Raw genomic sequence first — 25580 nt, 5'->3', positions numbered from 1 at the left:
ATAAACCAATACGCCACTCTTATTAAAATTGAAGCCACTTAAAACAAAACCAAAAGTAAAACCATTACCCAAAGCAACACAAAAATATTTAGAAGCATTTGAAGACTTTGAGCAATCGCTAAATGTGCTCCAAATTAAATATGAAAAATTATTCCAATTTGAATCAACTAAACATTGGCGATTCGATTTTCATCTTATTGAACATAGAATTTTAGTTGAAATTTCTGGTGGACCTTGGTCGGGTGGTCGCAAAGGTAAGCTTAAAGATAAAGCTTGGAGTGTGGATCGTTACGATGTTGCTGCTGATAGGGGTTACACCGTGATCAGAATAGAGTCAGCACCTAGATATAAAATTCAGGAAGATGGACCATTACAGATCGAAGCTAATATGTCTAGTCAGTGGCTTAAGAATTTGAAGAGGCTAATTTTTAATGGAACAGATCAGACCATTTCCACCGACTGATTTTATTGATCAAGCTGAGGAAGAGGAAGCGATTCGCTTGGCGCCCGCAGTAGATTTGAAAGAATGGGTGGTGAAAAGCTTTTTAACTCTTGGTGGTGTATTACATAATCCTGACCATGACCACATAGCAGAGCTATTACACGACGATGAAACATTCTTAGCATTCGCTTGGGCGTCATCTGCCGCCGTTGCTAAAAAGAGAATGGTATTAGGTCAATGTGAAAAGGTGATGTTTAACCAAGGTGGATGGCGTAAAGCTCGGCAAGAGCAACAAATGCGTGACTGGTTTGGGTTTGTTCCTGTTTATCTAATTACAGTTGATGCAAGCTTTTGTGAACGTGCGAACGATCGTGAATTTTGTGCTTTGATTGAACATGAGCTGTATCACATTGGTGTAGAGCGTGATGAGGATGGGGAAATCCTTTACAGCGATCATACAGGCTTACCTAAGCACTATTTAGCAGGTCATGATGTTGAAGAATTTATCGGAGTGGTCAAACGCTGGGGAGCAAGTGAGGACGTTAAGCGTATGGTCGCAGTCGCACAAAATCCGCCGTTTGTTTCAGACTTGGAAATAACAAAATGCTGCGGAACGTGTCTAATTAACTGAGCCTTGAGGCTCTTTTTTTTGGCTATCTTGTTTGACGTAGTTTGACAAAGGTGTATTTATGGCAACATTAAGGGAGCCTGTAAAAATCTTTATAGTTCAGTCTCTTGCTTGCTTTGATACACCCCAACAGGTTGCAGATGCTGTCAAACAAGAATACGGGATAGAAATAGATAGAAGGCAGTGCGCTGCTTATGACCCAACAAAACTTGCGGGAAAAAATCTAAGCAAAAAACTAAAGAATCTATTTCATCAAACTAGAAATGATTTTAGGACGAATGTTTTCGATATCCCTTTAGCAAATAAAGCAGTACGTCTCAAGGAATTACAGAATATATATAACGATCCAAAGGTTAATAGAATTCTAAAAACCAAGCTGATCAAACAATTCAAAGATGAGATGCATGGTTATGAGATTCAGCTCCTGGATATTCAATTAAAGCAACTTGAAATTGAACGAATCAAAACAGGTGATGGAGATGGTGCAGATGATCCGACGCCAGTGAAAGTCACCATTCAAGTTGTAGATGCGAGTAAACAAGATGCCGAATATCAACCCGACGCTGAACGTGCCTCAGGCGAGGTTTCTACAACTTCCGAATAAATTTCGTGCCTTTATTGCAGGGTTTGGTAGTGGCAAGACTTGGGTAGGGTGTTCAAGCCTCTGTGATAAGTCTTGGGAATTTCCAAAAGTACCTTTAGGTTATTTTGCTCCAACATATCCGCAGATCCGAGATATCTTTTTTCCAACCATAGATGAAGTTGCATTTGACTGGGGATTGAAGACAAAGATATACGAATCGAATAAAGAGGTTGATCTGTACTACGGTCGACAGTACCGCAGTACTGTTATTTGTAGATCAATGGAGAAACCGCAAACGATCGTAGGTTTTAAGGTTGGTCACTCTCTAATTGATGAACTCGATGTCATGAATAAGGACAAGGCTCAACAGGCATGGCGTAAAATTATTGCGCGTATGCGTGTGAAACATCCTGGTCTAATGAATGGAATCGATGTTGCGACCACACCTGAGGGTTTCAAATTTACTTATGAGCAATTCGTAAAAGAGGCAAACTCAACGGCAGCAAAACGAAAGCTATATGGAATGATACAAGCTTCAACTTATGACAATGAAAACAATTTACCAGATGATTATATTTCATCTTTGTTTGAATCATACCCGCCACAGTTAATCTCAGCGTATTTAAAAGGTCAGTTTGTGAACTTGACCAGTGGTGCGGTTTATCCTGATTTTGATCGAAAGCTCAATCATACAGATGAAGAGATTCAACCTAGAGAGCATTTGATCATTGGTATGGACTTTAACGTTTTAAAAATGGCTGCAGTTGTTTATGTCATACGTGATGGTAAGCCTCTTGCCTTGGATGAAATAGTTGGGGTGAGAGATACACCAACCATGGCAACATTACTCATTGAGCGTTTTCCATTTCATGAAATGACAGTAATTCCTGATGCAGCTGGTCAAGCTACATCTTCAAAAAATAGCAGTGAATCAGATCACCAAATTTTGCGTGACAAAGGTTTTAGGGTTGAGGTTGATGGAACTAACCCCGCAATTAAAGATCGTATTAATGCAGTGAATGCATTGATTCTAAATGGCGATGGTGAGCGTACGTTGAAAGTTAATACAAATAAATGCCCTCGTTTCACTGAAACTCTAGAACAGCAAATTTATGACAAGTTCGGGATGCCTGATAAAACTGCAGGATTAGACCATGTAGGCGATGCGGGTGGTTATCCATTGGCTAAGCGTTTCCCAATCATTAAGCCAGTGACACGATTGGATTTCCCTATTTTTGGACGACGATAGAAAATGACTGGAATTACAACTAAACACGCAGACTATGATTTAAACATCGCGCTCTGGAAGAAAGTAGACGATGTGTGCAAAGGTCAGAAAACGATTAAGGATGCAGGAAAAACCTATTTGCCGGTTCCTGAAACATTCGGCAAAGGTGATGCTGAAAGATATCAAGACTATCTAGGGCGCGCCGTATTTTATGGTGTTACAGGTCGCACATTGGGTAGTTATGTCGGCACAGCTTTCAATAAGCTACCTGATTTTACTCGACCTGATGAGTTGGAGTATTTAGAGCGTAATGCTGATGGGTCAGGACGATCAATCTTCCAGTGTTCACAACGAATGTTAAGATCGATCTTAAAACAGTATCGTTGTGGTGTGTATGTAGATTACCCAACAGTAGCAGCAAGTAAAAATAAAGCAGAGGATAAGCTCAAAGGTGCTTATCCAATGATTCATATTTTAGAAGCTTCTGTGATTGAGGATTGGGATCATATCGTAGTCGGCAATCAGCGCAAATTAAGCTTTGTTAAAATCCGTGAATCTATTTCAGAGCGTGAGCCCGATGGTTTTAGCAAGAAAACACAAGACCAGTATCGTGTTTTGCGTTTAGAACAGTCAGAGAATGGCTTTGTTTATACGGTTCAGGTTTATATATTGGATAAGGACAAGAACTGGGTAGCGCAAGAGAAGATCATCCCAACTGACTACAGTGGTGCAACTTGGGAATATATTCCATTTACTTTCTGCGGTGCAGTAGATAACACGGACGAAATCAATAATGCACCGTTACTGGATCTAGCTGATCTAAATCTTGCCCACTATCGTAATTCTGCTGATGTTGAAGAATCAGGTTTTATTATTGGTCAACCTACAGTTTCATTGCCTGATGTGAGTACAGAGCAGTATGAAATAATCAAGCGAGATAAGTTGGCAATTGGTGCACGCTCTGGATTTCCAACTAAAGTTGAGATTGTGCAAGCAAAAGAAAACAATTTAGCAAAGCAGCTCATGAATGAAAAAATGACTGTAATGAAAGAGCTTGGTGCACGTTTAATTGAGGTTGGATCTGCCAATAAGACAGCGACTCAAGCAGACAATGAGGATTCGATTCAGCATTCGGTAGTTTCACTTGCAGTCTCAAATATTAGTGAAGCACTTACTCTGGCTTTACGTTGGTGTGCCAAGTTTGCCATGGATGATCATGAGTTTGGTCCTAATGAACTGAGTTACTCAATTTCTCAGGATTTTAATAAACCTAAATTCAGTGAAGAACGTGCTAAACGTCTATACGATGCTGCTATTTCAGAACATCTACCTTGGTCAGTTTGGTACAAATATGAACAAACGGGTACTTTTAGCGAGCTTTCTTTTGAAGAAATGCGGTTGAAACTAGATCAAGAGAAAGCAGGTGAATTTGATGAATGATCCAATCATTGATGCATTGACTAAGCACAATAGCTTTTTACAGCGTTTATCAAGTTCAGCTATCATTGAAATTATCCAAAGCTTTAATAAGATTTCTTATGAGCAACTGGCTAGGCTTAGAGAATTATTGGATGACTTGATCGATGCTGAGTTAAAGGCACTTGCTTCAGCTGCTTATACAACTCCCGCACTCAGAGAGATTCGGGATCTATTTAAAGAGTGGCAACAATCGATCGCCGTGACATTGCCCGAGGTCTTTACAGCTTCTGCAGTTGCATTGGCGGTTCATGAAGCTGGCTACATCTACCGAATGGCCAGTAAGAAAACGCCTAAGGTTGATGGTGAAAAGCTACTTAAGAAAGTCAGTAAGCAGCCCTTTGCTGGTGGTCAACTCATTGACCTCATTTTTCCTGATGTGGCTGAGTCTATGCGCAAGAAAGCTGAATACATTATTCGTGATGGCGTTTCTAATGGGCAATCTAATCAGCAGATTATTCATCGGATCAAAGGCACTAAAAAGCTTGAATATAAAGATGGCTTATTAGAACAAACGCGTAATTCTATCGATGCAGAAGTTCGCACAGCAAGGGCGCACATCAGTAATGAAACTTATTTAAATACATGGAAAGATCTTGGGGCTAAATACACCAAGGATATAGCGACACTTGATAGCCGTACCTCTAAGCTCTGTGCCGTGCGGGATGGCCGTGTACAAAAGATTGATGAGAATCATGAAAGACCACCTTACCATCGTCGATGTCGAACCATTCAAGTTGCTTGCAATGCTGATGGTGATATTGATGGCGTACGTCCTTATGTTGTTGATAAGGAAAAGGGTAAAGACTGGGATATTGGTCAAGTTGATGCGAATAAGACTTACAAACAATGGTTTTCGGCACAGGACGAAACCTTTCAGCGTAATTGGTTAGGTAAGACTCGCTTTGAGCTTTATAAGTCAGGTAAGTATCCATTGGATAAATTCATTGATCCTCTCAGCGGTAAGCCTTTTACAATTGCAGAACTTAAGAAAATGGATGAAGACACGTTTAAGGAGCTAGGGCTGTGAAAAAAGAACCAAAGAAAACAGGACTAAAACGCACTGTATGGTTATTTGAGCGTGAGATTTTAGAAAAACTCGAAAAAACCAATTTAAAAGATCATCACAAGGTTCTTAAGCTCAATATTTTCGCTATGCAATATGAGTTAAGACCTAAATTTAATAATGGTCGAGCTGATGCCATTGTAATGCGCGATACGGCAAATCATTGGTTGAAGATGTGGTTTATAGCATTCCAAACATGCACTGGCGAACATCTAAAAGCTAAAGCTTAAAGCATACAAATTATTTAGCACCTTTCGAGGTGCTTTTTTATTGCCTAACGTTCGGATGAACAAGGCGCAACGAGCGGATGCTCATTTAGAAATAGGGTCGGATGACTTATGAAACTTAAGACAGTAACCATTGAAAATAAAACATATGCAGAAGTGAATGAAAACGGTCTACCGATTTACATTCACGATGATGGTAAAGAAGTCGCACATGACGCACCTCAAACAGTAGCGACAATCACACGATTAAATGGGGAGGCAAAGACAAATCGTGAGCGTTATGAAAAAGCAGAAAACTCTTTGAAAGCTTTTGAGGGTATTGAAGATCCTGAGGCTGCCAAAAAAGCTTTAGATACATTAAAAAATTTCGATGATAAAAAACTGGTGGATGCCGGTGAAGTCGAGAAAATCAAATCTGAAGCAATTAAAGCTGTTGAAGAAAAATATGCTCCGATCGTTCAAGAGCGCGATTCTTATCAATCTCAATTGCATAACGAACTTATTGGAGGCGGTTTTGCTCGTTCTAAGTTTATTCACGACAAAGTTTCTGTACCTGTTGACATGATCCAAGCCCAATTCGGAAAAAATTTCAAAATCGAAGATGGCAAGGTTGTAGCTTACGGTGCAGATGGTCAAAAAATCTTTTCACGTTCTCGTCCTGGTGAAGTTGCTGATTTTGATGAAGCCTTGGAATCTTTGATTGGTGGATACCAATACAAAGACCAAATTTTAAAAGGTGGTCAAGGTTCTGGTGGAGGCTTCCAAAACAATGGTGGAGCAAATACTGGTTTAAAACGCAGCCAAATGGATGCAAAGGCAAAAGCTGAATACATCCGTACACATGGTCAAGAATCATATTTAAAACTTGATAAATAAGGAGTCGTAATGACTACAACCGTAAATAGCGACATGATTATCTATAATCAATTGGCGCAAACAGCATATTTAGAGCGCCTCCAAGACAATTTAAACGTCTTTAACCAAGCATCTAACGGGGCGATTCGCTATGTAAATGAGATCATTCAAGGTGATTTCAATAAACAATCTTTCTATCGTGTTGGTGGTAGCATTGAACACCGTGATGTGAACTCAACTGCTAAAGTGACTAATAAAAAAATTGGTGCAGGGGAATCTGTTGGTGTAAAAGTACCATTTAAATACGGTCCTTATTCTTCTACTGAAGAAGCTTTTAAACGCCGTGCACGTTCGCCAGAAGAGTTTGCTGAAATTATTGGCTACGATTTAGCAGATGCATTGGTACATGGTCGTTTGCAATATAGCCTTGCCGCACTTAAAGCAGCCATTACAAGCAATCCAGAAATGATTGCCAAAGGCAGCATCGCTACAGATGGGCGCAAAGCTTTAACTAAAGGCATGCGTAAGTTCGGTGATAAGTTTGGCCGTATCTCACTTTGGGTGATGAACTCAGATACATATTTCGACATTGTAGATGAAGCATTAACAAATCAAATTTACGGTGAATCAGAAATCGTTATCTATGGGGGATTACCGGGCACATTAGGTAAGCCAGTTCTTGTCACTGATTTGATTGAAGACGATGATGCTTTTGGTTTGCAGGCTGGTGCTGTGACAGTCACTGAATCGCAAGCACCTGGCTTTCGTGCATACGATATTAACGATGAAGAAAACTTAGCAATAGGTATGCGTGCTGAAGGTGCATTCAACCTTGACTTGCTCGGTTACTCTTGGGATACCTCAAAAGGTGCCAACCCAACACTTGCACAATTAGGTGCGGATGCAAACTGGAAGAAGCATGCAACAAGCAACAAGATGACTGCAGGTACATTGCTTGATCTATCAGGTACACCATAAAAGAGGGCATTTCGCCCTCTTTCTTTTTGGGAGAAAGAATTGAAAATAATCTATGCGAAAAAGAGCTCAGGAATTGATGAGCAAGGATCTTTTCAAAACCCTAGTTACTATGACAAGCCTAATAAAAATGCTGAATCAGTTGTGATTTATGGTGACTATCCGCAAATTAAAGCTGATTATGAAGCGCTTGAAATACCTGTAAATGTTCGAGAACTATCACTAGCCAAGCCATTAACTATTGATGTCAAAGTCGGTATCACACCTGAACTTCAAGCCGTCGTTGATGAGGCAAAAGCTGAATGTGAAAAAGTTGTTGCTGAAAATGATGAGCTAAAACAGCAATTGGAAGCGTTAAAGGCTGGGCTTGTGCTTGGTGAACCTGTTGATTTGACCGGTTTGGTACCAACTGAGCAATTTGATGCAGTTGCACTGGATCTAACGAATACCAAAGAGCAATTAGCCACCGCAAAGGGTGAATTTATTGCTTTTAAAAACGATGCCGCAGCAATGCAAGCCCGTATCGCTGAACTTCAATCAGTGGATTATTCAAAACTTAAAGTGGATGAACTAAAAGATGTTCTGAAATTGAAAGGAATTGAATTCCCATCTGATGCCAAAAAAGATGATTTGCTGGCTTTGCTACCAAAGGAATAACCCATGAGCTTTATTACCCAAGAACAGGCTGAGCAAATACTAGGGGCGGATTTTGCACCAGCTGGTGATAAAGCTCGCCTCATTAAATTAGCAAACACTTGGATGAAGAATGAAATAGGTTTTGTTCCTGATCCAATTGATCCTTTATTGCAAGATGCAGCATGTGAAATTATCAAGGGCATTTTAGCTGGTGATATTTACTCAGGCGTAGAGCGTCAAACTACAAGGGAAATGGTTGATGCTGATGGGGTTAAGGTTGATGAAACCTTTGCTGCAGGTAGTGTGGCTATTTCTAAGAATGAGCAAGTAGCTAAAGCTTATATTGCATCACTTGATTTAACACCTAAAGGCTTTGCATTTGGAGTATATCGGGGATGATTAAAAACAAGGTTCAATCCAAGTTAGCCAAAGCATTCAACACAAAGCTTACTGATGCGGTGTATCCATTCACTTGCACTAAAATTATTAATTCAGGTGAAATGGATTTTGAAACTGAAACTTATCCTGAGTCTGAAACTGTAGTTTACACAGGTCGTGGTGTGTTGTTTGGTTCATATGCCAAAGACATGGTTAAGCCTGAGAATTATCAAGTCGAAGACTGCAAAGCAACTGTGCTGCAAAATGAAGTTACTGCCGTACCGCAAATTGATGACGAATGGAAAACTGAAAAAGGTATTTTTCGTATTGTTGATATTGGTACTGATCCGACTGGAAGTATTTGGAAAGTTCAGTTAAGAAAGGTGAGTGAATGAGCAGATGGTCCATCAATCCAACCGACTTTATTGACACAATTAAAGAAGATGCAGATCAACATTGTAAGAACATTATTGCAGATACTTTACAGCAAGTTGCAGTGCGCTCACCAGTTCATAAAGGCTCTTATAGATTCTCGCACATTGTATCGATCAATACAGAAGATTACTCAACCAAGCAGGGCAATGGCGATCCAGTACAAGCAGCTGTTGGGACAATTGCTTCATTTAAATTTGGTGACAAAGCATATATCCAAAATAATACTCCTTACGGTGATGTGATCGAGTACGGTGGTTATCCTGATCCTGTTAAAAAAGGAAGTTGGGTAAAAGGTAAAGGGTACATTAAAAAATCTGCAGGTGGCTTTTCACGGCAAGCACCTAATGGTGTTTACACATTGGCATTTCAGTATATTGCGAGTAAGTATAAATGAGAGATATTGATGCGAAACGTGAGATTCGCAAGCTGATTGAAACCTTTACAAGTAAGGCTTTAAAAAATGAACACTTTCAATTTCAAAACCAACCACTTGAAGGCGGTAAGCCTTTCACACCACCACACAACGAAATATGGGCTCAAGTGAGTTTTGGTGGTGGTGACAAGCGTATTGTAGGATTAGCCGATAAGCCGTGCACACGGACTACAGGAATGCTGTTCATTCAGTTATTCGCTCCACGCAATACAGGAACAGACTCAGCTCTTATTGTTGCTGAAAAACTAGCGGAACACGTACAGTTTTATAGAATTGGTGGTTTAGAGCTTCAAGCATCAAGTGTGATTGAAGTACCCAATAATCCGGACTTTTATCAAGTGAATGTGCATACGCCATACACTGTAAATTAATTAACTATTTCCAATCCACCTCCTTATAGGAGGTTTTTTTATGCCCAAATTAAGGAGAACTTCATGAGTTCTGGAGCTAAACAGCTAACCCGAGTCGGTTTTGAAGCATCACCCGGTGTAATTGCAACAACTTGGAATACATTTGCATTCACCACCAATGGTTTGGATGCATCGGCACAAACCACAGAATCACAAACAATTAAAGATTCACGAATTGCAGCTGGTACTTTAGTGACTGGTGTTGAAGTACAAGGTGATATTGAATCTGAATGGGCTTATGGCATTCAAGATGGTGTCTTAGAGCTTGTTGCCTTCAATGCTTGGAATAGTAATGTTTTGACGTTTGGTGGTACTAGTCGAAAAACACTTTCGATTATTCGCGGTTTTACTGATATCGATAACTTTCAAGTTTTCACAGGCTGCCATATCAATCAATGGACCTTAAGCATCCCTGATAGTGGCATTGTGACTTCTAAATTCTCAATTATGGCAATGAAACGTACTGCATATGAGGTTGCACCTACTGGTACCGTAACACCTGCAGGAGATGCAATTCCATTTACAAGTCTTTCAACCGGCGACATCTTGATTGAAGGTGAAAAGAAAGCAGGGATGTGCGTCACTCAGATTGAATTGACCATTGATAATACAATGCAGATTCAAAAGTGCTTGGATTATGAAAACAATATTTCTGGGATTTTGGAAACCATCATGAAAGGCAGCGGTAATTTTACAGTTGCATGGTCTAAAAACACCGCTGAGTTATATGAAAAACAGTTCTTGAATGAGCCGATTAGCCTTGAATATAGCCTGAAAGATAAAGATGGGAATAAATACACATTGTCACTTCCAAATGTGTTGGTTTCAGCACCTCTACCAAGTGGTGGAGCAGGCGACATTCTTAACACTCAATTTTCATTCACTGTGGCAGATGCTGCACCTACTCTTAAACGTATTCCTATCATGGCAGGTCCATAAGCATGAAAATTAAAATTGAAGAACAAGAACAAACCAAAATTCCAAGCAAGCTGATTGATTACAAAGATGGTTCTAAATTCCTGATTGCAGGAATAGATAAGCCCTCATTCAAGCATTGCATGGAGTTGCGTGGCACTCGTATTGAGCAAGAGATTCAAGGTGTCCGAGACATTACAGACGAAAGCTCTCGTGAAATTGCCCAATCATTTAGTAAGGCGGTTTCACATTTAGTCTTGAACTGGCAAGGCTTAGAAGATGAAGAAGGGAATATTTTTGAATATTCCAAGCAAAATGCTGAACTTCTTTGCACCAGTACAAATGAGTCAATCGAGCTTATTGTGTGGATCCTTGCAGAAGCCCAAAAAATTCAAGTTGAATCCAACGAAGAAAAGGCTGAAACATTGGGAAAGTCATCCAGCTCTACAAGTACCAAACAGCGAAATGGGACATCGAAAAAGCAAGAGAAGTCTATCAAAAGCTAGGTCAGCCATTGCCTGATTACTATCTACCGCCTGAATATTCATACACAGCTCACTCCATTCTTTCAGCCTATTACGTGATTGCTCGTTCTAGACAGTATGAGCAATGCATTCCTATGGCTTTAAGTCTTGGGGCTGTGAATGATTACTGTGATCAGTATGAATCACCAGTGCCGAGATGGATTTTTAATGATTGTATCTTTGCTTTAGACAATCTGTTTTTGGAAGAGGCGAGCAAGAAGAAGTGATCATTCGATAGAGCTACACGTATGAGAGAACTATATTCGTATGGTTTTCTATAGCCCAAAACAAAACCCCAAGAGTTCACAGCTCTTGGGGTTTTTGTTTCCAACCCACAACACGCACTTGAGGATTAGAACATATATGAATTTTAACATCGGGGACTGGATTGTGAAAGCACTAGAACTTATCGAGCAATATAAATCTGTAAAAACATTTTGCTACTGGATTTTGTTTGTAATCGCATTGTTTGCAATACCTCAAATTCTTTTAGCTGCAACAAAGCTTATTGAAGCAATCAACTAGAAATTATTTAAATTTTTGCCCGCCTTTCCTGCGGGCTTTTTTTCACCCGTAGGAAAGCGAAATGACAGAACAAACAAGCCGTTTAGTAATTGAAATCAGCTCTGAGCAGGCTAAAAAGAATGCTGAAGATTTGAGTAAAGAGTTGGTCAAAATCTTTACTGGTGGTGAAAAGGCGAGTGATTCAACGTCGAAGCTTGGCAAGACCATTCAAGTCACAAGCAACATTACTCAAAACTTCAATACTACTGTGAATAATACGACTAAGGCTTTAAGTGATCAGGAAAAGCAAGTCAATCAAAATGGCTTAGCCATCAAAGAAATGGCTAAGTTTGTTGCTGGTTATATTTCTATCAGTAAAGGTATTGCTGCGGCTGATAATTACACACAGATGGCGGCACGTATACGAAATACGACATCTAGCGCTCAAGAGTACAACTTAGTTCAAGAGAGATTGTTGGTAACCGCAAATACAACATTCCGGGCATTAAACGAAGCTCAAGAAGTATACCTATCACTTGCGGGTGGGATGAAGTCACTTGGCTACAGTACCAAGCAAACTTTAGACTTATCGGATTCTTTATCCTTTGCCTTTACAGCTAATGCAACACGCGCTGATCAGGCACAATCTGCAATGGATGCACTATCAAAATCAATGGCTAAAGGAACAATTGATGCAGATGCATGGATTTCGATTGTGACTGGTGCTGACAATATTATTGCTGATATGGCAAAAACCACAGGAAAAACTGAGTCTGAAATTCGTCAACTTGGAGCAACTGGTAAAGCTTCCCTTGAAGATCTCATTAAAACATTGGTTGCAACTCGAGAGCAGAATGAAAAACTTGCTAACAACATGGAGAATAGCTTTAAGGATGGGCTTCAAAAGCTAACAAACGAAACAACAGTTTTCCTCGGCAAACTTAATGAAACGACTAAATTAACTGGAACCTTGGCTACTGGTCTTGGATTTCTCGGTGAGCATGTAGATAAACTTGCTGTTTTAGGTGGGATTGCCGCATCAATTTATGGTGGGCGTTTAGTAGCAGCATTTGTCGAAACTAGCATAAAAGCAGGTTGGGCAACTGCTGCTATTGTTACTCAGACTGGTGCTACAACAGCATTAACAACTGCTATCCGGGGCTTGTCCTTAGCTTCAGGCGTAGGTTTGGTTGTAGGTATTGCAGGAGCTGCAGCGTCAATGCTTTTGTTAAGTAGAGATACTGAAGTTGCAACCAAATCTCTGAATGAGCAAGGTATTTCAATTGATGAAATAATCAAAAAATATAATGATCTTGATGAAGCTCAAAAACGTACTCAACTTAGAGCTGAAACAGCAAGTCTGGAGGATTTAACCAAGCAATATCAGGATGCTGAAACTAAGTTAATCACATTAACACTGCAGCTTTATCGCTCAGGAGATGCTTCAGAAAATGTTGCTAAAATAATCAGTAAACTTGCAATGCAATATAAGCAAGGAGATATGTCTGCGAATGATTTAGCATTTAGAATTAATAACTTAAATGGTGTGACAGCGGAAGGTAAAGCGAAAGTAGATGCTCAAGCGAGCTCAATCACAAAACTTAAAAATGAGCTTTTAACTCAAAAGGATGTTACAGAGCAAATGATTGAAGTTTCAGGTCGATCTACAAAAGCAAGTGAGGCAGAAACCAAGGCGATTAATGATAAGCGTATTGCACAGCAAAGATTGAATGAACTTCAAAAGTCATATGCTCAAAAGAATCTAGATACTGATTTTTCATTGATCAATATAAAAAGTCATGGGCTAGAAAAGGGTAAGGCGCTATCTGATTTTTATGATAATAACAAAATTCCTAAAACTCGTAGCTTAACCAATGAAGAGTGGGCTGTATTTCAAAAGTATTTTGATAAACAACAAGCTCTTAAAAAACTTGAGGATGATATTACTGAGTCCAAAAGACAGCAAACCAAGGAAACTGAAAACCTGATTAAAACGCAACAGCGATTAATTGGAATATCAGGTAATTCAGGTATAGGTACAGGCGCACATCTAGATGTTCGCTATGGTGGCTCTCGTGATGGGCAAAAAGTATCACCTGAGCATATAGCTCGGCTTCAAGCTGGTGGGAAATCTCTTTCAAGCTACCGTGTTTCTTCTGATTATGGTCAAAGAAAAGCTCCTACTGCTGGGGCCTCAAGTTTTCATAAAGGTATTGATTTTGCAATGCCTGTAGGTACTCCAATCACAACTAAAGTTGCGGTTAAAGATGTAAAGACTGCCTATGATTCAAAAGGTGGCGGCTATTACAGCACAATCACTTTTGAAGACGGTGTTGTGCTTAAACTTCTTCATCAATCACCAAGTATGCAAAGCAAGGTGAAAGGTGGGGCTAGTACTGGCAATTATGGATCTTATTTAGCTCAAGACAAGGCAGAAGCAAAAACAGAAAAGGAGATCGAAACTTTAAAAGCTAACTATTACTCGCTAGGTGAGAAAGACGAAGCTGACCATATTAAGCGTGTAAAGGATTTACGCAAGAATGGCTTAGACAGTCTGATTGCTGAAGAAAATACTCGCTTTGAGAAAACAAAACAACTTAGACAATTTGAATTCACAATGGAGGTTGATGGTTGGCGTTGGGTTGGCGAGGAAAAGATTAAGAATGATGCTTATGTTAAAAAACTTAGAGTTGAAGCCAGTGCTGACTTGAATAAAAAGCAAAAGACTGAATCCATTAAATCCATTGACGAACAGCGTGAATATGAACTTGAACAGTTTCGTTTAACGAAACAGCAGCAATTACTCCAAACAAAAGCGTTTTATATGTCAGAGCTTCAATTAGCTAAGGCTAAATATGATATAGAAAAAAGGCTTATTGCTCAGAGTAATGAGGATCCTGCTGAAAAAGCCTTTAAAACACAGATGCTTGAATTACAGAATCAAGTAGACATGAATCGTCGCCTAAAGGATGCGTCCATGGGTTGGGATTCGGTCCGTTCTCAAATGGATGGTTCTTCTGCACGATACCAAGTTGGTCAAGAGCGTTTTAATCGAATGGATGTGTCACAGAATCTTTTTGACATACAAATTGCTGATGTTGAGAGACAAGAGCAAGAACCAGGTGCTGATCTCGAAAAATTGGCAGAAGTTCGTGAGCAAATTTGGGCTGCACATAATCAGCGGATGATTGATATCGAAAATCAGTATCAAAAGGATTCCTTGAATTTGCAGTTAACACAAGCTCAGCAATTAACTGGTTCATTTGCAAATATGTTTAGGGGGATTTTGGGAGAAAGCTCAGGAGCTTACAAAACAATGTTTGCTATGCAACAGGGATTTGCACTCACTCAAGCTGGTATGAATTTATGGTCCTCTGTTTCAGATGCTTATGCTAAAGAACCAGGTACTGTGTGGCAGAAAGTAGCAGCAGGGGCTAAGGCTGCTTTGGATCAAGGAACATTTTTGACGATGATTCAAGCAATTACACCTCAAGGTTTTGCTACTGGTGGACACATCACAGGCAAAGGCACTGGAACAAGTGATGATATTCCGATCATGGCATCAAATGGTGAATTTATGATTCGCCAAGCAGCAGTATCAAAGCTTGGTTTAGTTGCATTGAATTACATGAACAAGACAGGTGAATTGCCTTTTCAGAGCGAGTTTAATGCAGCTAAGTATCAGTTCTCTCTACCTAACAAGCAACCTACTGAAAAGTTTAGAGATGGTGGCTTGATTGGTGTTTCTCGAATGAGTAATGCTGATGTTGAAAGAAAGCAGTTTGAATCTATTCAGCGCAGCAATAGCATATCAGCCCAACCAAAAGTCACCATTATTAATCAAACTTCTCAGCCTGTAGAAGCAACATCTCAATGGGATGGGAATGAATTACATGTGGTTTTAAGGGAGATGCAAAAGCTAAATGAAACAAAAACCAAATCCTTAATTGCTCAATCTTGGAGAGATGCTGAACGTCAAGGTGGTGCTTTGGATAGGATAAAGAAAGGTAGATAGCCACCTCGGTGGCTTATAAAAAAACATAAATATTAATTAAGTTTGAAATATTATGTATAATAAATCTCATAATATTTTAAATATGTAATTAATTTATCGTTTTTTAAATTTAATTACTGTCTAATTAAAAACCTTAGATTAGAGTTGATAATATGCGTATATTTTTATTAGCTGTTTTGGCTGTAATAATTACTGGGTGTGCTACTTCTTACCGTGAAGCTAGTGGACCTGGTAATTTGGGCGTCAAAGCTACGATCATTGATGACAATGTATTTGAAGTTACATCAAGAATTAATAAATCTACACCGCCTTATTTAAGGAGAGAATACTCAGTAAAAAAGGCAGCTGAAACCTCTCTCAAGTTGGGATGTAATTATTTTGTTGCTGTAGGAAATGTCAGACAGTCTTTTACTCAAGCATCTCATTTGGTAAACACAGGTCTTCAAAAACTTGATAATGGCTCATTGGTGTATGTATCTAAATCAGGTACTCAATATAATGTTGTAAATCCATCGGGCATGGTTGTTAAATATGTTTGCTTCAATGATAAGCCCGATATGGTATTACCTGGCTTAGTCTTTAACGCCAAATATGTTTTACAGTCTTGATAGGATTTTATCCTGTATAAATTGAACCTTTACCTTAATCAAACCTACTCAACTGAGTGGGTTTTTTATTGGACGCAATTTATGAGCTATGAAAAATTTACATTCCCATGTGATTTGGATGGGAACTCAAGCAAACAAAACTTCAATATCCTGAATTCGAAATTTGGTGATGGCTACGAACAAAATATCTCAGTAGGTATCAACAATAGAAAGGGTGAGTGGGCATATAAACGCACATCATCAAAGGATGAGATTCTTCAAATCAAAGATTTTTTTGATCGACATAAAGGTGCTGATTCATTTCTCTGGAATTCTCCATTAGATGGCGAAGTGAGAGTTAAAACAGATACAAGCTATTCACCTAGTCAAGTGGGTGGAATGATCTGGACAATCTCAACCACATTCACCCAAGTCTTTTACCCCTAAATCCACTTAACTTCATGCCCCACTCGTTGGGGCTTTTTACTTGAAGGAACATTAAAAATGTCAAAGCAATTTACACGAATCGAAGCAAGTTTTACTGCAGCACTCATGGCTAAAATTGATGCATCTGCTTATGAGTTTGGATCAAAAATAAATTACCTATCGATTGATTATAACAAGGCGACAGATGATGTATTAATCGGCTTAAAAAAGGATAAAGAGCCTGATTTAAGCCGTATCTCATTAAAAGAAGCACAATTTATCAGTTGGCTGATTCCCTATATCGTTTCTATGCAGAATCGTTCAGGGATTTCAATCCAATCTATCCAGGCTATTTATGATGATGAGGGTTTAAACCTCGATATTGTGGTGAATGACGATGTTAAACAGTGATTTTCAGAAACTTTATGTAGATGGTTTAATTACCTTATTTGAATTAGATGCCAGCGCTTTAGGTGCTGGCATTTTACGTTTCCACGGACATATTTCATTCCAAGATTGGGAAAAGATTTATAGCTCGATTGGTTCTGATGGTCCGATGGTTACTGATACTGGTGATAAAAAAGTTTGGCATCGTAACATCATCTTTGATGGTCAGACATTTGAACCCATGGCACTGGAAGTCAGTGGTTTAGAAATGCGAAGTGATGGTAAGGCTTCCGCGCCTACTTTAAGTATGGCTAACAATATTAATGGTATTCAAGGTGCAGTCACTGCATATTGTTTGCAGTTTGGCGACTTTGCAGGTGCAAAGATCAAAGTCATCACCACCTTAGCCAAATATCTGGATGCAGAAAACTTTAGTACTGGGAATACCAGTGCGAACTCAAGCGAGAAACGTGAGCAGGTTTGGTTCATTGAACAAAAGACTTCTGAAAATGCTCAGCAAGTAACCTTTGAACTTTCTAATCCAGTGGATTTTGAAGGGCTAAAGATTCCTACACGACAAATTTCAAATTACTGCAACTGGGAATATCGAAGTGAAGAATGTGGCTACATCGGTGCAGCAATGTTTACCGAAAAAGACGAATCGACAGACAATCCTGTTTTAGATCGATGTAACTATCGAACATCAGGTTGCCGTTGTCGTGAGAATGAGCTTCATTTTGGTGGATTCCCTGCATCTTCAATGGTGTAAAGATGAAATTAAATAAAAAACTCAAAACAGCGATTCTATCTCATGCTAAACAATGTTACCCCGCAGAATCTTGCGGGGTTATTGTTTCAAATGACTACATTCCATGCCGTAATGTCGCTGAACACGGTCAATTTCAAATCCACCATGAAGACTTGGCGAATGCCGAAGATCAAGGTGAGATTCAAGCCTATGTACATTCACATCCAAATGCGACAGCACGCGCATCTGATTTAGACTTATTACAAATTGAACTTCATGAAAAGCCATGGGTGATTTGTGCATATCCTGAAGTTGAGTTTCAAGTCTATGAACCCTGTGGTTATAAAGCACCACTCATTGGTCGTGACTATCATCATGGGTACCAAGACTGCTATTCAATTGTTCGTGATTTTTATTGTCGTGAGTTAAATATCAAACTCATTGATTTCGAGCGTTTGGATAATTGGTGGAATGATAGAGATCATAAATCGCTTTATCTAGAAAACCTAGATGCAGCGGGATTTTATGAAGTCAGCCAACCGCAGTATGGCGATATGTTAGTGTGCAATGTTGGACGTACAGAACACCCGAACCATGCTGTGATCTGGTTGGGCGATCAATGGCAACTCAAATCAGAAGAAAGCACGAGCTGCTTTGGTGGACCATTAATCCTACATCATCCTTATGGTCGAAAGTCCGTGCGTGAAATCTTTGGGCAACAATGGCAAGAACGTGTTGTGAAAATAGTGAGGCACAAAGATGCTTAAAACGATCAGACTCTATGGCGTACTGGGAAAGAAATTTGGTAAGGAGTTTAAGCTTGCTGTTGAAAGTACCCGTGAAGCAGTCAAAGCCTTATCCGTTCAAGTACCAGGCTTTGAACAATTCATGCTGAATGCGCATGAACAAGGTTTGGCATTTGCCATTTTTCAAGATGATGAAAACATCAGTGAAGATCAGATCGATTTTGATACTGGTGCCAAAGTTATCAAGATTGTGCCGAAAGTTATGGGAGCAGGTGGTAATGGTGGTGTTTTACAGCTTGTGCTCGGTGCTGTGTTGATTGTTGCAGGCATATTTTCTTTTGGTGCTGGAACAGCATTGGGAACTGCAGTTATTGGTGCAGGCGCAGGAATGGTTGTAGGTGGAATTGCACAAATGCTTACTCCTAAAGCGGATGCACAAGATCAAAACCAAGACGGAAACAGGGCTAATAAAAGCTTTGGTGGAGCTGTGACCACAATTGCACAAGGTAATCCAGTTCCAATTCTGTATGGTCAGCGCGAAGTCGGTGGATTCATTGTAAATGCGGGTCAGTTTGCAGTCGATACCTTTAGTTCTGCTGATGCTGGTTATACAGGTGGTGGCAGCAGTGGTGGTAAGAAATAATTTTAAGAAGAATATAAGCGCGTAAAGCGCTTTTTTATTGCGTGGTGAAAAGTATGCTTGAAACAGTTAAAGGTGCAAAAGGTGGTAGTCAAAGCCAAAGACAACCTAAGGTTGCTAACGATACAACGGCATCTAAAACTTATGCACGTTTACAATATGGCATGAGTGAAGGGGAAGTTGAAGGTTTAGCCAATGGCTACAAGTCTATCTATTTAGATGACACACCTGTTGAAAACGACAGTGGTGCAAGAAACTTTCAAGATGTCACTCTAGATTTTCGATCAGGGACCAATGACCAAACTTATATGGAAGGCTTTGAAAGTATTGCATCTGAAACTGCTGTGGGTGTTGAACTTAAAAGTGATACGCCTTGGGTGAAAGGTGTGACTAATCTTACACTTGATGCTGTGATTGTACGTGTTAGATTTGGTGCTTTAAAACAACAAGATCCTAAAAATGGTGATGTCTCGGGTATTGTGATTGATTACACCATTGAAGTACAAACCGATGGCGGATCGTGGGAGTTAATGCTTGATACTCAGATGTCAGGTAAAACTTCAGCAAATTATGAACGTACCCATCGAATTGGGCTTCCAGAAGCTAATAACAATTGGCTGATTCGTGTTACTCGGAAAACACCAAATTCAAGCTCAGAATATGTCAGCGATAAGATGTATATTCAAGCCATTACTGAGGTTGTCGATCTTAAGCTTGCTTACCCAAATACTGCCTTGATTGGCGTGCAATATGATGCTGAAACGTTCTCGAATATTGCCAAAATTGCTGTTGATTTAAAGGGTGTAAAGATCAAGGTACCAAGCAACTATGATCCTGTAAGCCGAACTTACATCGGAATTTGGGACGGTCTATTTAAGCGTACATACAGCAATAATCCTGCTTGGATTTACTATGATTTATGTACCAATAAGCGATATGCACTGGGTAACCGTTTAACCGAGCAAATGATTGATAAATGGTCATTGTATCGCTTGGCTCAATATTGTGATCAGTTGGTACCAGATGGCAAAGGTGGGCAAGAGCCTCGTTTCACTTGTAATGTATACATTCAAAGTGCTGAATCTGCTTTCGATATTTTAAGCAAACTTGCAGGTTTATTTCGTGCAATCAGTTATTGGGATGGTGCATCGATCGTATGTGAAGCTGATTTGCCACAAGATACGATGTTCACCTATACATCCGCCAATATTATTGATGGTGCTATGGGGATTAATTACACAGGTACACGTGCTCGTGATCGGCATAATGCAGTCAAGGTTGCTTGGGATAATCCGCAAAATCGCTATAAGACAGAATATGTTTTTGTACGTGATGAAAAGTCAATTGCAGAGGCGAGAACCGTTCGTTTATTAGAGCTAGAGGCATGGGGCTGTACATCAGAAGGTCAAGCACAACGTACTGGTCAATGGGCTTTAAAAACTGAACAACTTGAAACTCGAACAGTCACCTTTAAAGTGGGGTTGGATGGCTATATTCCATTACCTGGAAAAGTGATTGAACTCGCTGATGAGTTGTTGGCTGGTCGTGCAAATGGTGGGCGTATTTCATCAGTCAGTGCTGATTTAAAGCAAATCACCTTAGATCGTGATGATGTTGTATGCCGAGTTGGTGACCGTCTAATTGTTAATGGTGAGGATGGCAAGGCACAGGCAAGAGTTGTATCGAGTATTACTGCTCGGGTCGTTACTGTTGTATCAGCATTCGATTCTGTTGCTCCACAAAATGTGTGGGTGATTGATGCACAAGATCTAGCGACAATGAAGTTTCGTGTCGTATCAATTTCTCAAGATGAACAGCACCAATTTACCATTACGGCAATTCAGCACAATGAGTCTAAGTTTGATGCCATTGATCATGGTGCGTATATAGATGATCGCCCAATTTCAATTATTAACCCTACAACTCAAGATCCTGTTGAATCAGTCAGCATTTCCAGTGAACAAATGGTTCAGCAAGGAATGTCTGTTGAAACTATGGTCATCAGCTGGCCACAAGCCAAAGGTGCAACCAAGTATCAAGTTGAATGGCGTAAAGATAATGGTACCTGGCTAAAACTACCTTTAACTGGAAATAACTCGGCAGAGATAGCCGGTATCTACGCTGGTAAATATGAAGCGCGAGTTATTGCGATGAGTGCTTTTGATATTTCATCTTTACCCACCTATTCAATTTTAACTGAATTAACAGGGAAGCAAGGCAAACCACCAAAAGTGGCGTTTATCCAGGCAACTGGCATTTTATTTGGTATGAAACTAGATTGGAGTTATCCAGCAAATGCTTTGGATACGGCTTATGTAGAGATCCAAGTCTCACCAGATAGTACATCCAACATTGCGACTTTAGGTTCTTTTGCTTATCCAACCACAACTGCAGTCATCCAAGGATTACAGCCCAATCTGACTCAATTCTATCGAGCACGTTTGATTGATCGAATTGGTAATATCGGAGACTGGTCTGACTGGACAAACGGTACCACTACGTCTGATGCCAAAGATGTACTTGAATTACTTGATGGTCAGATTACAGATAGTCAGCTAAATCAAGATTTGATCAGTCGTATTGAAATCGGTTCTGAAGCAAGAGATCTAGTTGTAGAAGTCAATAAAATTGCAACGGCTGCTCATTCTCAAGCACAGATATTAACAAATGCGCTTGCAACTGAAACAGCAGAACGTAGAGACGAGATCAAAGCGCTTAACGAAGGTTTAACTCAGGAAGTCACACGCAGTAAAGATGCTGATAGGTCACAGACTGAAACATTGGACAACTACAAAGCATCTATAGATGGAACGTTGTCAAATGTTCAAACTCGTGTAAACACGATTGCTACAGAGACTGAAGCAAACACTTCTAAGTTGATCTCTTTAGACTCGGTGATTGAAGGTAAAGCTGATGCATCGGTGGTACAGAATCTAAAAAATGATGTATTGGTTATTGGTGATCAGGTTAATTCTCAAAGCAGTATTATTTCTGGTTTGCAAAATAGTCTTGAGGGTAAGGCTGATGCTTCTGCATTAACAGCACTTGACTCTAAAGTAGAGACCATCGATGGCAATGTTAAATCACAAGGTCAGGCGATTACTAGTGTAAAAGCTAATCTTGATAATATTTCTGTAGGTGCTAAGAACTTGTTGGTAGATTCTGAGTTCTGGTCTGGTGGTGTCGCTCATGCAGAAAATATCGAGACTGGATACAGTGCTGATCTGAGAGTATTTACAATCAAAGCTCAATCACCTAACAATAATTGGGTTACAGGGTTTTTATGGGCACAGGCTTCTCAAGTTGATAATAGGTTGAATGCTGATGATGACTGTATTTTTTCTGTAGAGATGATGTATGAAGATGGAAGTTTCCCATACGCACCGCAGTTGTATTGGAAAGATTCTATGACGTACATGAATCTGACATTGGCTAAAGGTCAAGTGCAAAAAGTTGGCGTTTGGCAAAGGTACTACCATACACGTAAATACGTTAAAGGTGGGTTTGCTTTCCATTTCGGAGTAGGCCACATGGGTGGTACATATCACTTTCGAAGACCTGTTATAGAGAAAGGCAACATTCCATCTGATTGGAGCTTATCTGAACAAGATTTCGCTTCAGCAACAGCTGTAAACAAGTTGGATGCGACTACAACTAGGCATGACGATGAGATCAAAGCGAATGCTTCTGCTGTTACAGGACTTAAAAGTGCAATCGAGGGCAAGGCAGATGCCAATGCTCTTAATTCATTGAAGACCACTGTTGAGCAACAAGGCAATACAATTTCTTCTCAAGGGCAGGCTTTGACACAAGTAGAGGCTAAAGCAGATTTGGCATTAAATGGGAGAAAATTCCCATTAGACCTTTCAAGCCTTGATCCTAACTTGTATTACCCGGTCTTAATTCCTTTGATGGGTAATGGTATTGGGGAGTTGGCATTCGAGATGCCACTTGGAAAATTCGCTGCTCCTTGGTCAAGTCATGGCGGTGGTACTTTTGCTCTTTCATTACATTGGAAAGCAAGAGCATCTGGTTGGGGCGCACAAGATATTGAAAGACAAGTTGTAAATTTCAGTTATCTCTGGACACAGAGCAACCAATCACCAGCGATGTGGTTAGGGCAACTGACTCACTCAAGTCTGGAATATGTGCTGTTACGTGGTGGTACTTGGTATGAATTAACTTGTAATCAATATACGGGTACACCAAAGATTGTGATTCAAGGTCGATGGGAGGGAGATGAGTATATTGAGCCTCAAGGTTATGATGCCAGTATGGTTCCAGTTTCTATCAACAACAAGTTGAATGCGACAGCTACGGCAACCAATAATCTGGAAGCCACAGTGACTCAAATCAATGGAAAAGTTGAAGCAAACTCCCAAGCTATTACACAGGTCGGTACAACTGTTGGCAACGCATCAATTAATGTGCTCACAGATTCCAAGATTACCGCTGATAAACCTGCAGGACAAAACCCATACCCCTTTTGGAGCAGGGCGATGTCCAAATCTCTTGTATATGGTAAAACATACACATTAGTGTTTGAAGCTGAGTTTACAACAGGTGGCAGTGGTAGTTCATTTTCAGCTTATGTGCATGGTAATCAAAATCTTTGGAATACCAATTCTTCTTTTGGTAGACAGGTCATTGTAGTTAAGTTTGTCCAGACATCGTTTGATACAGGTACTGGTGGTGCAATTAACTTCTACATCACAGGTTGGCAACCTGACCAAAATAATTCCTTTGCAAAGGTTTATTGGGCTTGTTTGTATGAAGATGATGTCTCAAAACCTCCTCTACAATGGCAACCAAATAGTTATGAGAACACTGCATTAGTTCAACAATCGTTGCAGTCTATTAACGGTATCAAAGCTCAATACACTGTGAAAACAGATGTGAATGGTTATGTTGCTGGTATTGGGTTGATTAACGAGGGTTCAGGAAAGAGTCTGTTTATTATTCGTGCTGATCAGTTTGCAATAGCGGCACCGGCATCGGTAGGTAATGAAGCAAAGTATGCTTTTAATTACCAAGCAGGACCGGTGACATTACCGAATGGGACCGTTGTTCCAGCTGGACTTTATCTTGATAACGCTAACATTGGTTATATTTCTGCAAGTAAGATTCATGCTGAAAGTTTGAGTGCGATCAGTGCCAATTTAGGCACAATCAAAGTCAAAGAGGCAAATATCGATGATTTGGCTGTAAGTACACTTAAGATCAAAGACAATGCAGTAACAGTGCCAGTGGGGATCAAACTTGTTTCCCCAATCCAAAGAAGTTCTCAAAGAAGTGCGACGGTATTTACTGGAGGCGATGCAGTAATCCTGGATACATCAAACTATTTTGGAGACATTATATCTTTGTCTCTGAACAGAAGTGGAGGGAAATGCCAAATCAGTGGCTATGTGTATATTGACAACGTGTGTGCATCAGCTTGGAGATCAAATGGATCTACCGTGAGCAATGCCCCAAAAACTATGTATTGTGGTGTTGTTTTATACAGAAATGGCTCACCAATTTTTATTGGAAGAGTTGCGGCTTCAAGTGAAATTACTAACGATGTTGCAATATTTAATGGCGCTGTTCAATTACCTACAATCATCGATGATGCATATACTGGAAATGCTCAGTATTCAATTAGGGTGGGATGGTCAACCACAATAGCAGATGCTGGACTCATGATTCGACCTTGGAATACAGGTAATGCATCTGTCTTAACAGCAACATTATCAGTCCTGGAGCTAAAAAAATGACAGCAATTATCTCAAGAAGAGGCGAATTGCTACAATTGATTTATGCGAATGAAGAAACAATTGCATTAAATAAGCCACTTGGTTGTTTGGCTGTTTCTGATCCTCCACAATCGAATATGTATTATCGTGGATGGTGGGCATTTATCCCCGATCAGCCATCAATTTATCATGTATTCGATTATGATTTAAAACAGTGGATTGATCCTCGTTCATTAGATCTAATTAAGGATCAGAAATGGTCTGAGATCAAAGAAGAAAGAGAAACCGCCGAATATGGCGGTTTCTCATTTTTAGGGCATATTTTTGATTCTGATATTATTTCGCAGTCACGAATTATCACTGCAAGTGATCTTGGCGTAGAGGTGGAGTGGACTTTAAAAGATAATTCAATTGTTTTACTCAATGCAGAACAATTGAAAGGATTAAGACTTGCCCTTGCTCAGCATATTTTAAACTGTCATGAAAGAAGTCGAATAGCTCGACAACTTATTTATGAGTCAGAAAATATTGAGCAAATAAATTCAATTCAGTTTTAGCACCTTCGGGTGCTTTTTTATTGC

25 protein-coding genes are annotated in these 25580 nt (G+C 39.8%); all 25 read left to right on the top strand.

Features of this window, described 5'->3' with window-relative positions:
* Positions 1–28 precede the first annotated feature (28 nt).
* Entirely contained in the window at positions 29–463 is a 435-nt protein-coding gene (locus AAV97_RS05025) for a hypothetical protein (RefSeq protein WP_046759993.1), read from the top strand.
* On the top strand, positions 432–1073 hold the full coding sequence (locus AAV97_RS05020) for a putative metallopeptidase (RefSeq protein WP_046759992.1): 642 nt from the start codon (positions 432–434) through the stop codon (positions 1071–1073). Before AAV97_RS05025 ends, AAV97_RS05020 begins: the two co-directional genes overlap by 32 nt.
* A 58-nt stretch (positions 1074–1131) precedes the next feature.
* Entirely contained in the window at positions 1132–1674 is a 543-nt protein-coding gene (locus tag AAV97_RS05015; RefSeq protein WP_046759991.1) for a DUF2280 domain-containing protein, read from the top strand.
* On the top strand, positions 1613–2902 hold the full coding sequence (locus AAV97_RS05010; protein WP_046759990.1) for a terminase large subunit domain-containing protein: 1290 nt from the start codon (positions 1613–1615) through the stop codon (positions 2900–2902). Before AAV97_RS05015 ends, AAV97_RS05010 begins: the two co-directional genes overlap by 62 nt.
* Positions 2903–2905: 3 nt before the next feature.
* Positions 2906–4321 (top strand): DUF4055 domain-containing protein, encoded by a 1416-nt coding sequence (locus AAV97_RS05005; RefSeq protein ID WP_046759989.1) that lies wholly within the window; start codon positions 2906–2908, stop codon positions 4319–4321.
* A complete protein-coding gene (locus AAV97_RS05000; protein ID WP_046759988.1) occupies positions 4314–5387 on the top strand; it encodes a minor capsid protein in 1074 nt (357 codons plus the stop codon). Before AAV97_RS05005 ends, AAV97_RS05000 begins: the two co-directional genes overlap by 8 nt.
* Complete coding sequence (locus AAV97_RS04995; RefSeq protein ID WP_046759987.1) at positions 5384–5653, top strand: hypothetical protein; 270 nt, start codon at positions 5384–5386, stop codon at positions 5651–5653. The genes AAV97_RS05000 and AAV97_RS04995 overlap by 4 nt, the downstream gene beginning before the upstream one ends.
* Before the next feature lie 108 nt (positions 5654–5761).
* Positions 5762–6526: a DUF6651 domain-containing protein gene (locus tag AAV97_RS04990; RefSeq protein ID WP_046759986.1), complete on the top strand. Its 765-nt coding sequence runs from the start codon at positions 5762–5764 to the stop codon at positions 6524–6526.
* A gap of 9 nt (positions 6527–6535) precedes the next feature.
* Complete coding sequence (locus AAV97_RS04985; RefSeq protein ID WP_046759985.1) at positions 6536–7483, top strand: major capsid protein; 948 nt, start codon at positions 6536–6538, stop codon at positions 7481–7483.
* Positions 7484–7522: 39 nt separating this feature from the next.
* Positions 7523–8137, top strand: a complete 615-nt coding sequence (locus AAV97_RS04980; RefSeq protein ID WP_046759984.1) for a HeH/LEM domain-containing protein — start codon at positions 7523–7525, stop codon at positions 8135–8137.
* Positions 8138–8140: 3 nt separating this feature from the next.
* Entirely contained in the window at positions 8141–8515 is a 375-nt protein-coding gene (locus tag AAV97_RS04975) for a hypothetical protein (RefSeq protein WP_046759983.1), read from the top strand.
* A complete protein-coding gene (locus AAV97_RS04970; protein ID WP_171249349.1) occupies positions 8512–8889 on the top strand; it encodes a hypothetical protein in 378 nt (125 codons plus the stop codon). Before AAV97_RS04975 ends, AAV97_RS04970 begins: the two co-directional genes overlap by 4 nt.
* Positions 8886–9323, top strand: coding sequence for a hypothetical protein (locus AAV97_RS04965; RefSeq protein WP_046759982.1), 438 nt, complete (start codon positions 8886–8888; stop codon positions 9321–9323). The genes AAV97_RS04970 and AAV97_RS04965 overlap by 4 nt, the downstream gene beginning before the upstream one ends.
* Positions 9320–9733, top strand: coding sequence for a phage tail terminator-like protein (locus AAV97_RS04960; RefSeq protein ID WP_046759981.1), 414 nt, complete (start codon positions 9320–9322; stop codon positions 9731–9733). The genes AAV97_RS04965 and AAV97_RS04960 overlap by 4 nt, the downstream gene beginning before the upstream one ends.
* 63 nt (positions 9734–9796) lie before the next feature.
* A complete protein-coding gene (locus tag AAV97_RS04955; RefSeq protein ID WP_046759980.1) occupies positions 9797–10711 on the top strand; it encodes a phage tail tube protein in 915 nt (304 codons plus the stop codon).
* A gap of 2 nt (positions 10712–10713) precedes the next feature.
* A complete protein-coding gene (locus AAV97_RS04950; protein WP_046759979.1) occupies positions 10714–11193 on the top strand; it encodes a hypothetical protein in 480 nt (159 codons plus the stop codon).
* A 604-nt stretch (positions 11194–11797) separates the two neighbouring features.
* Positions 11798–15730, top strand: coding sequence for a tape measure protein (locus AAV97_RS04940; RefSeq protein WP_046759977.1), 3933 nt, complete (start codon positions 11798–11800; stop codon positions 15728–15730).
* Positions 15731–15882: 152 nt separating this feature from the next.
* A complete protein-coding gene (locus AAV97_RS04935; protein ID WP_046759976.1) occupies positions 15883–16338 on the top strand; it encodes a hypothetical protein in 456 nt (151 codons plus the stop codon).
* An 81-nt stretch (positions 16339–16419) separates the two neighbouring features.
* Positions 16420–16764 carry a phage tail protein gene (locus AAV97_RS04930; protein ID WP_046759975.1) on the top strand — a complete coding sequence of 115 codons (345 nt, stop codon included), beginning with the start codon at positions 16420–16422 and terminating at the stop codon, positions 16762–16764.
* A gap of 57 nt (positions 16765–16821) precedes the next feature.
* Positions 16822–17154: a hypothetical protein gene (locus AAV97_RS04925; protein ID WP_046759974.1), complete on the top strand. Its 333-nt coding sequence runs from the start codon at positions 16822–16824 to the stop codon at positions 17152–17154.
* Positions 17141–17899, top strand: a complete 759-nt coding sequence (locus AAV97_RS04920; protein ID WP_416202212.1) for a phage minor tail protein L — start codon at positions 17141–17143, stop codon at positions 17897–17899. The genes AAV97_RS04925 and AAV97_RS04920 overlap by 14 nt, the downstream gene beginning before the upstream one ends.
* Before the next feature lie 2 nt (positions 17900–17901).
* Complete coding sequence (locus AAV97_RS04915) at positions 17902–18645, top strand: C40 family peptidase (protein WP_046759972.1); 744 nt, start codon at positions 17902–17904, stop codon at positions 18643–18645.
* The gene (locus tag AAV97_RS04910) at positions 18638–19267 is read left to right on the top strand and encodes a tail assembly protein (RefSeq protein WP_004831596.1); all 630 of its coding nucleotides are present in this window, start codon (positions 18638–18640) and stop codon (positions 19265–19267) included. Before AAV97_RS04915 ends, AAV97_RS04910 begins: the two co-directional genes overlap by 8 nt.
* Positions 19268–19320: 53 nt before the next feature.
* Entirely contained in the window at positions 19321–25020 is a 5700-nt protein-coding gene (locus AAV97_RS04905) for a phage tail protein (protein WP_046759971.1), read from the top strand.
* Positions 25017–25556, top strand: coding sequence for a DUF4376 domain-containing protein (locus AAV97_RS04900; RefSeq protein ID WP_004831594.1), 540 nt, complete (start codon positions 25017–25019; stop codon positions 25554–25556). The genes AAV97_RS04905 and AAV97_RS04900 overlap by 4 nt, the downstream gene beginning before the upstream one ends.
* Positions 25557–25580 lie beyond the last annotated feature (24 nt).

The sequence above is a fragment of the Acinetobacter sp. Ag2 genome (genome assembly GCF_001005515.1).
Classification (GTDB): Bacteria; Pseudomonadota; Gammaproteobacteria; order Pseudomonadales; family Moraxellaceae; genus Acinetobacter; species Acinetobacter bereziniae.
This window is presented reverse-complemented; position numbering and strand designations above follow the sequence as displayed.

Bases quoted from the DNA above. Each gene is read 5' to 3' on its own strand.
- AAV97_RS05020 (WP_046759992.1), top strand. From the start codon at position 432: ATGGAACAGATCAGACCATTTCCACCGACTGATTTTATTGATCAAGCT.
- AAV97_RS05015 (WP_046759991.1), top strand. From the start codon at position 1,132: ATGGCAACATTAAGGGAGCCTGTAAAAATCTTTATAGTTCAGTCTCTT.
- AAV97_RS05010 (WP_046759990.1), top strand. From the start codon at position 1,613: ATGCCGAATATCAACCCGACGCTGAACGTGCCTCAGGCGAGGTTTCTA.
- AAV97_RS05005 (WP_046759989.1), top strand. From the start codon at position 2,906: ATGACTGGAATTACAACTAAACACGCAGACTATGATTTAAACATCGCG.
- AAV97_RS05000 (WP_046759988.1), top strand. From the start codon at position 4,314: ATGAATGATCCAATCATTGATGCATTGACTAAGCACAATAGCTTTTTA.
- AAV97_RS04990 (WP_046759986.1), top strand. From the start codon at position 5,762: ATGAAACTTAAGACAGTAACCATTGAAAATAAAACATATGCAGAAGTG.
- AAV97_RS04985 (WP_046759985.1), top strand. From the start codon at position 6,536: ATGACTACAACCGTAAATAGCGACATGATTATCTATAATCAATTGGCG.
- AAV97_RS04975 (WP_046759983.1), top strand. From the start codon at position 8,141: ATGAGCTTTATTACCCAAGAACAGGCTGAGCAAATACTAGGGGCGGAT.
- AAV97_RS04970 (WP_171249349.1), top strand. From the start codon at position 8,512: ATGATTAAAAACAAGGTTCAATCCAAGTTAGCCAAAGCATTCAACACA.
- AAV97_RS04965 (WP_046759982.1), top strand. From the start codon at position 8,886: ATGAGCAGATGGTCCATCAATCCAACCGACTTTATTGACACAATTAAA.
- AAV97_RS04960 (WP_046759981.1), top strand. From the start codon at position 9,320: ATGAGAGATATTGATGCGAAACGTGAGATTCGCAAGCTGATTGAAACC.
- AAV97_RS04955 (WP_046759980.1), top strand. From the start codon at position 9,797: ATGAGTTCTGGAGCTAAACAGCTAACCCGAGTCGGTTTTGAAGCATCA.
- AAV97_RS04950 (WP_046759979.1), top strand. From the start codon at position 10,714: ATGAAAATTAAAATTGAAGAACAAGAACAAACCAAAATTCCAAGCAAG.
- AAV97_RS04940 (WP_046759977.1), top strand. From the start codon at position 11,798: ATGACAGAACAAACAAGCCGTTTAGTAATTGAAATCAGCTCTGAGCAG.
- AAV97_RS04935 (WP_046759976.1), top strand. From the start codon at position 15,883: ATGCGTATATTTTTATTAGCTGTTTTGGCTGTAATAATTACTGGGTGT.
- AAV97_RS04930 (WP_046759975.1), top strand. From the start codon at position 16,420: ATGAGCTATGAAAAATTTACATTCCCATGTGATTTGGATGGGAACTCA.
- AAV97_RS04925 (WP_046759974.1), top strand. From the start codon at position 16,822: ATGTCAAAGCAATTTACACGAATCGAAGCAAGTTTTACTGCAGCACTC.
- AAV97_RS04920 (WP_416202212.1), top strand. From the start codon at position 17,141: ATGTTAAACAGTGATTTTCAGAAACTTTATGTAGATGGTTTAATTACC.
- AAV97_RS04915 (WP_046759972.1), top strand. From the start codon at position 17,902: ATGAAATTAAATAAAAAACTCAAAACAGCGATTCTATCTCATGCTAAA.
- AAV97_RS04910 (WP_004831596.1), top strand. From the start codon at position 18,638: ATGCTTAAAACGATCAGACTCTATGGCGTACTGGGAAAGAAATTTGGT.
- AAV97_RS04905 (WP_046759971.1), top strand. From the start codon at position 19,321: ATGCTTGAAACAGTTAAAGGTGCAAAAGGTGGTAGTCAAAGCCAAAGA.
- AAV97_RS04900 (WP_004831594.1), top strand. From the start codon at position 25,017: ATGACAGCAATTATCTCAAGAAGAGGCGAATTGCTACAATTGATTTAT.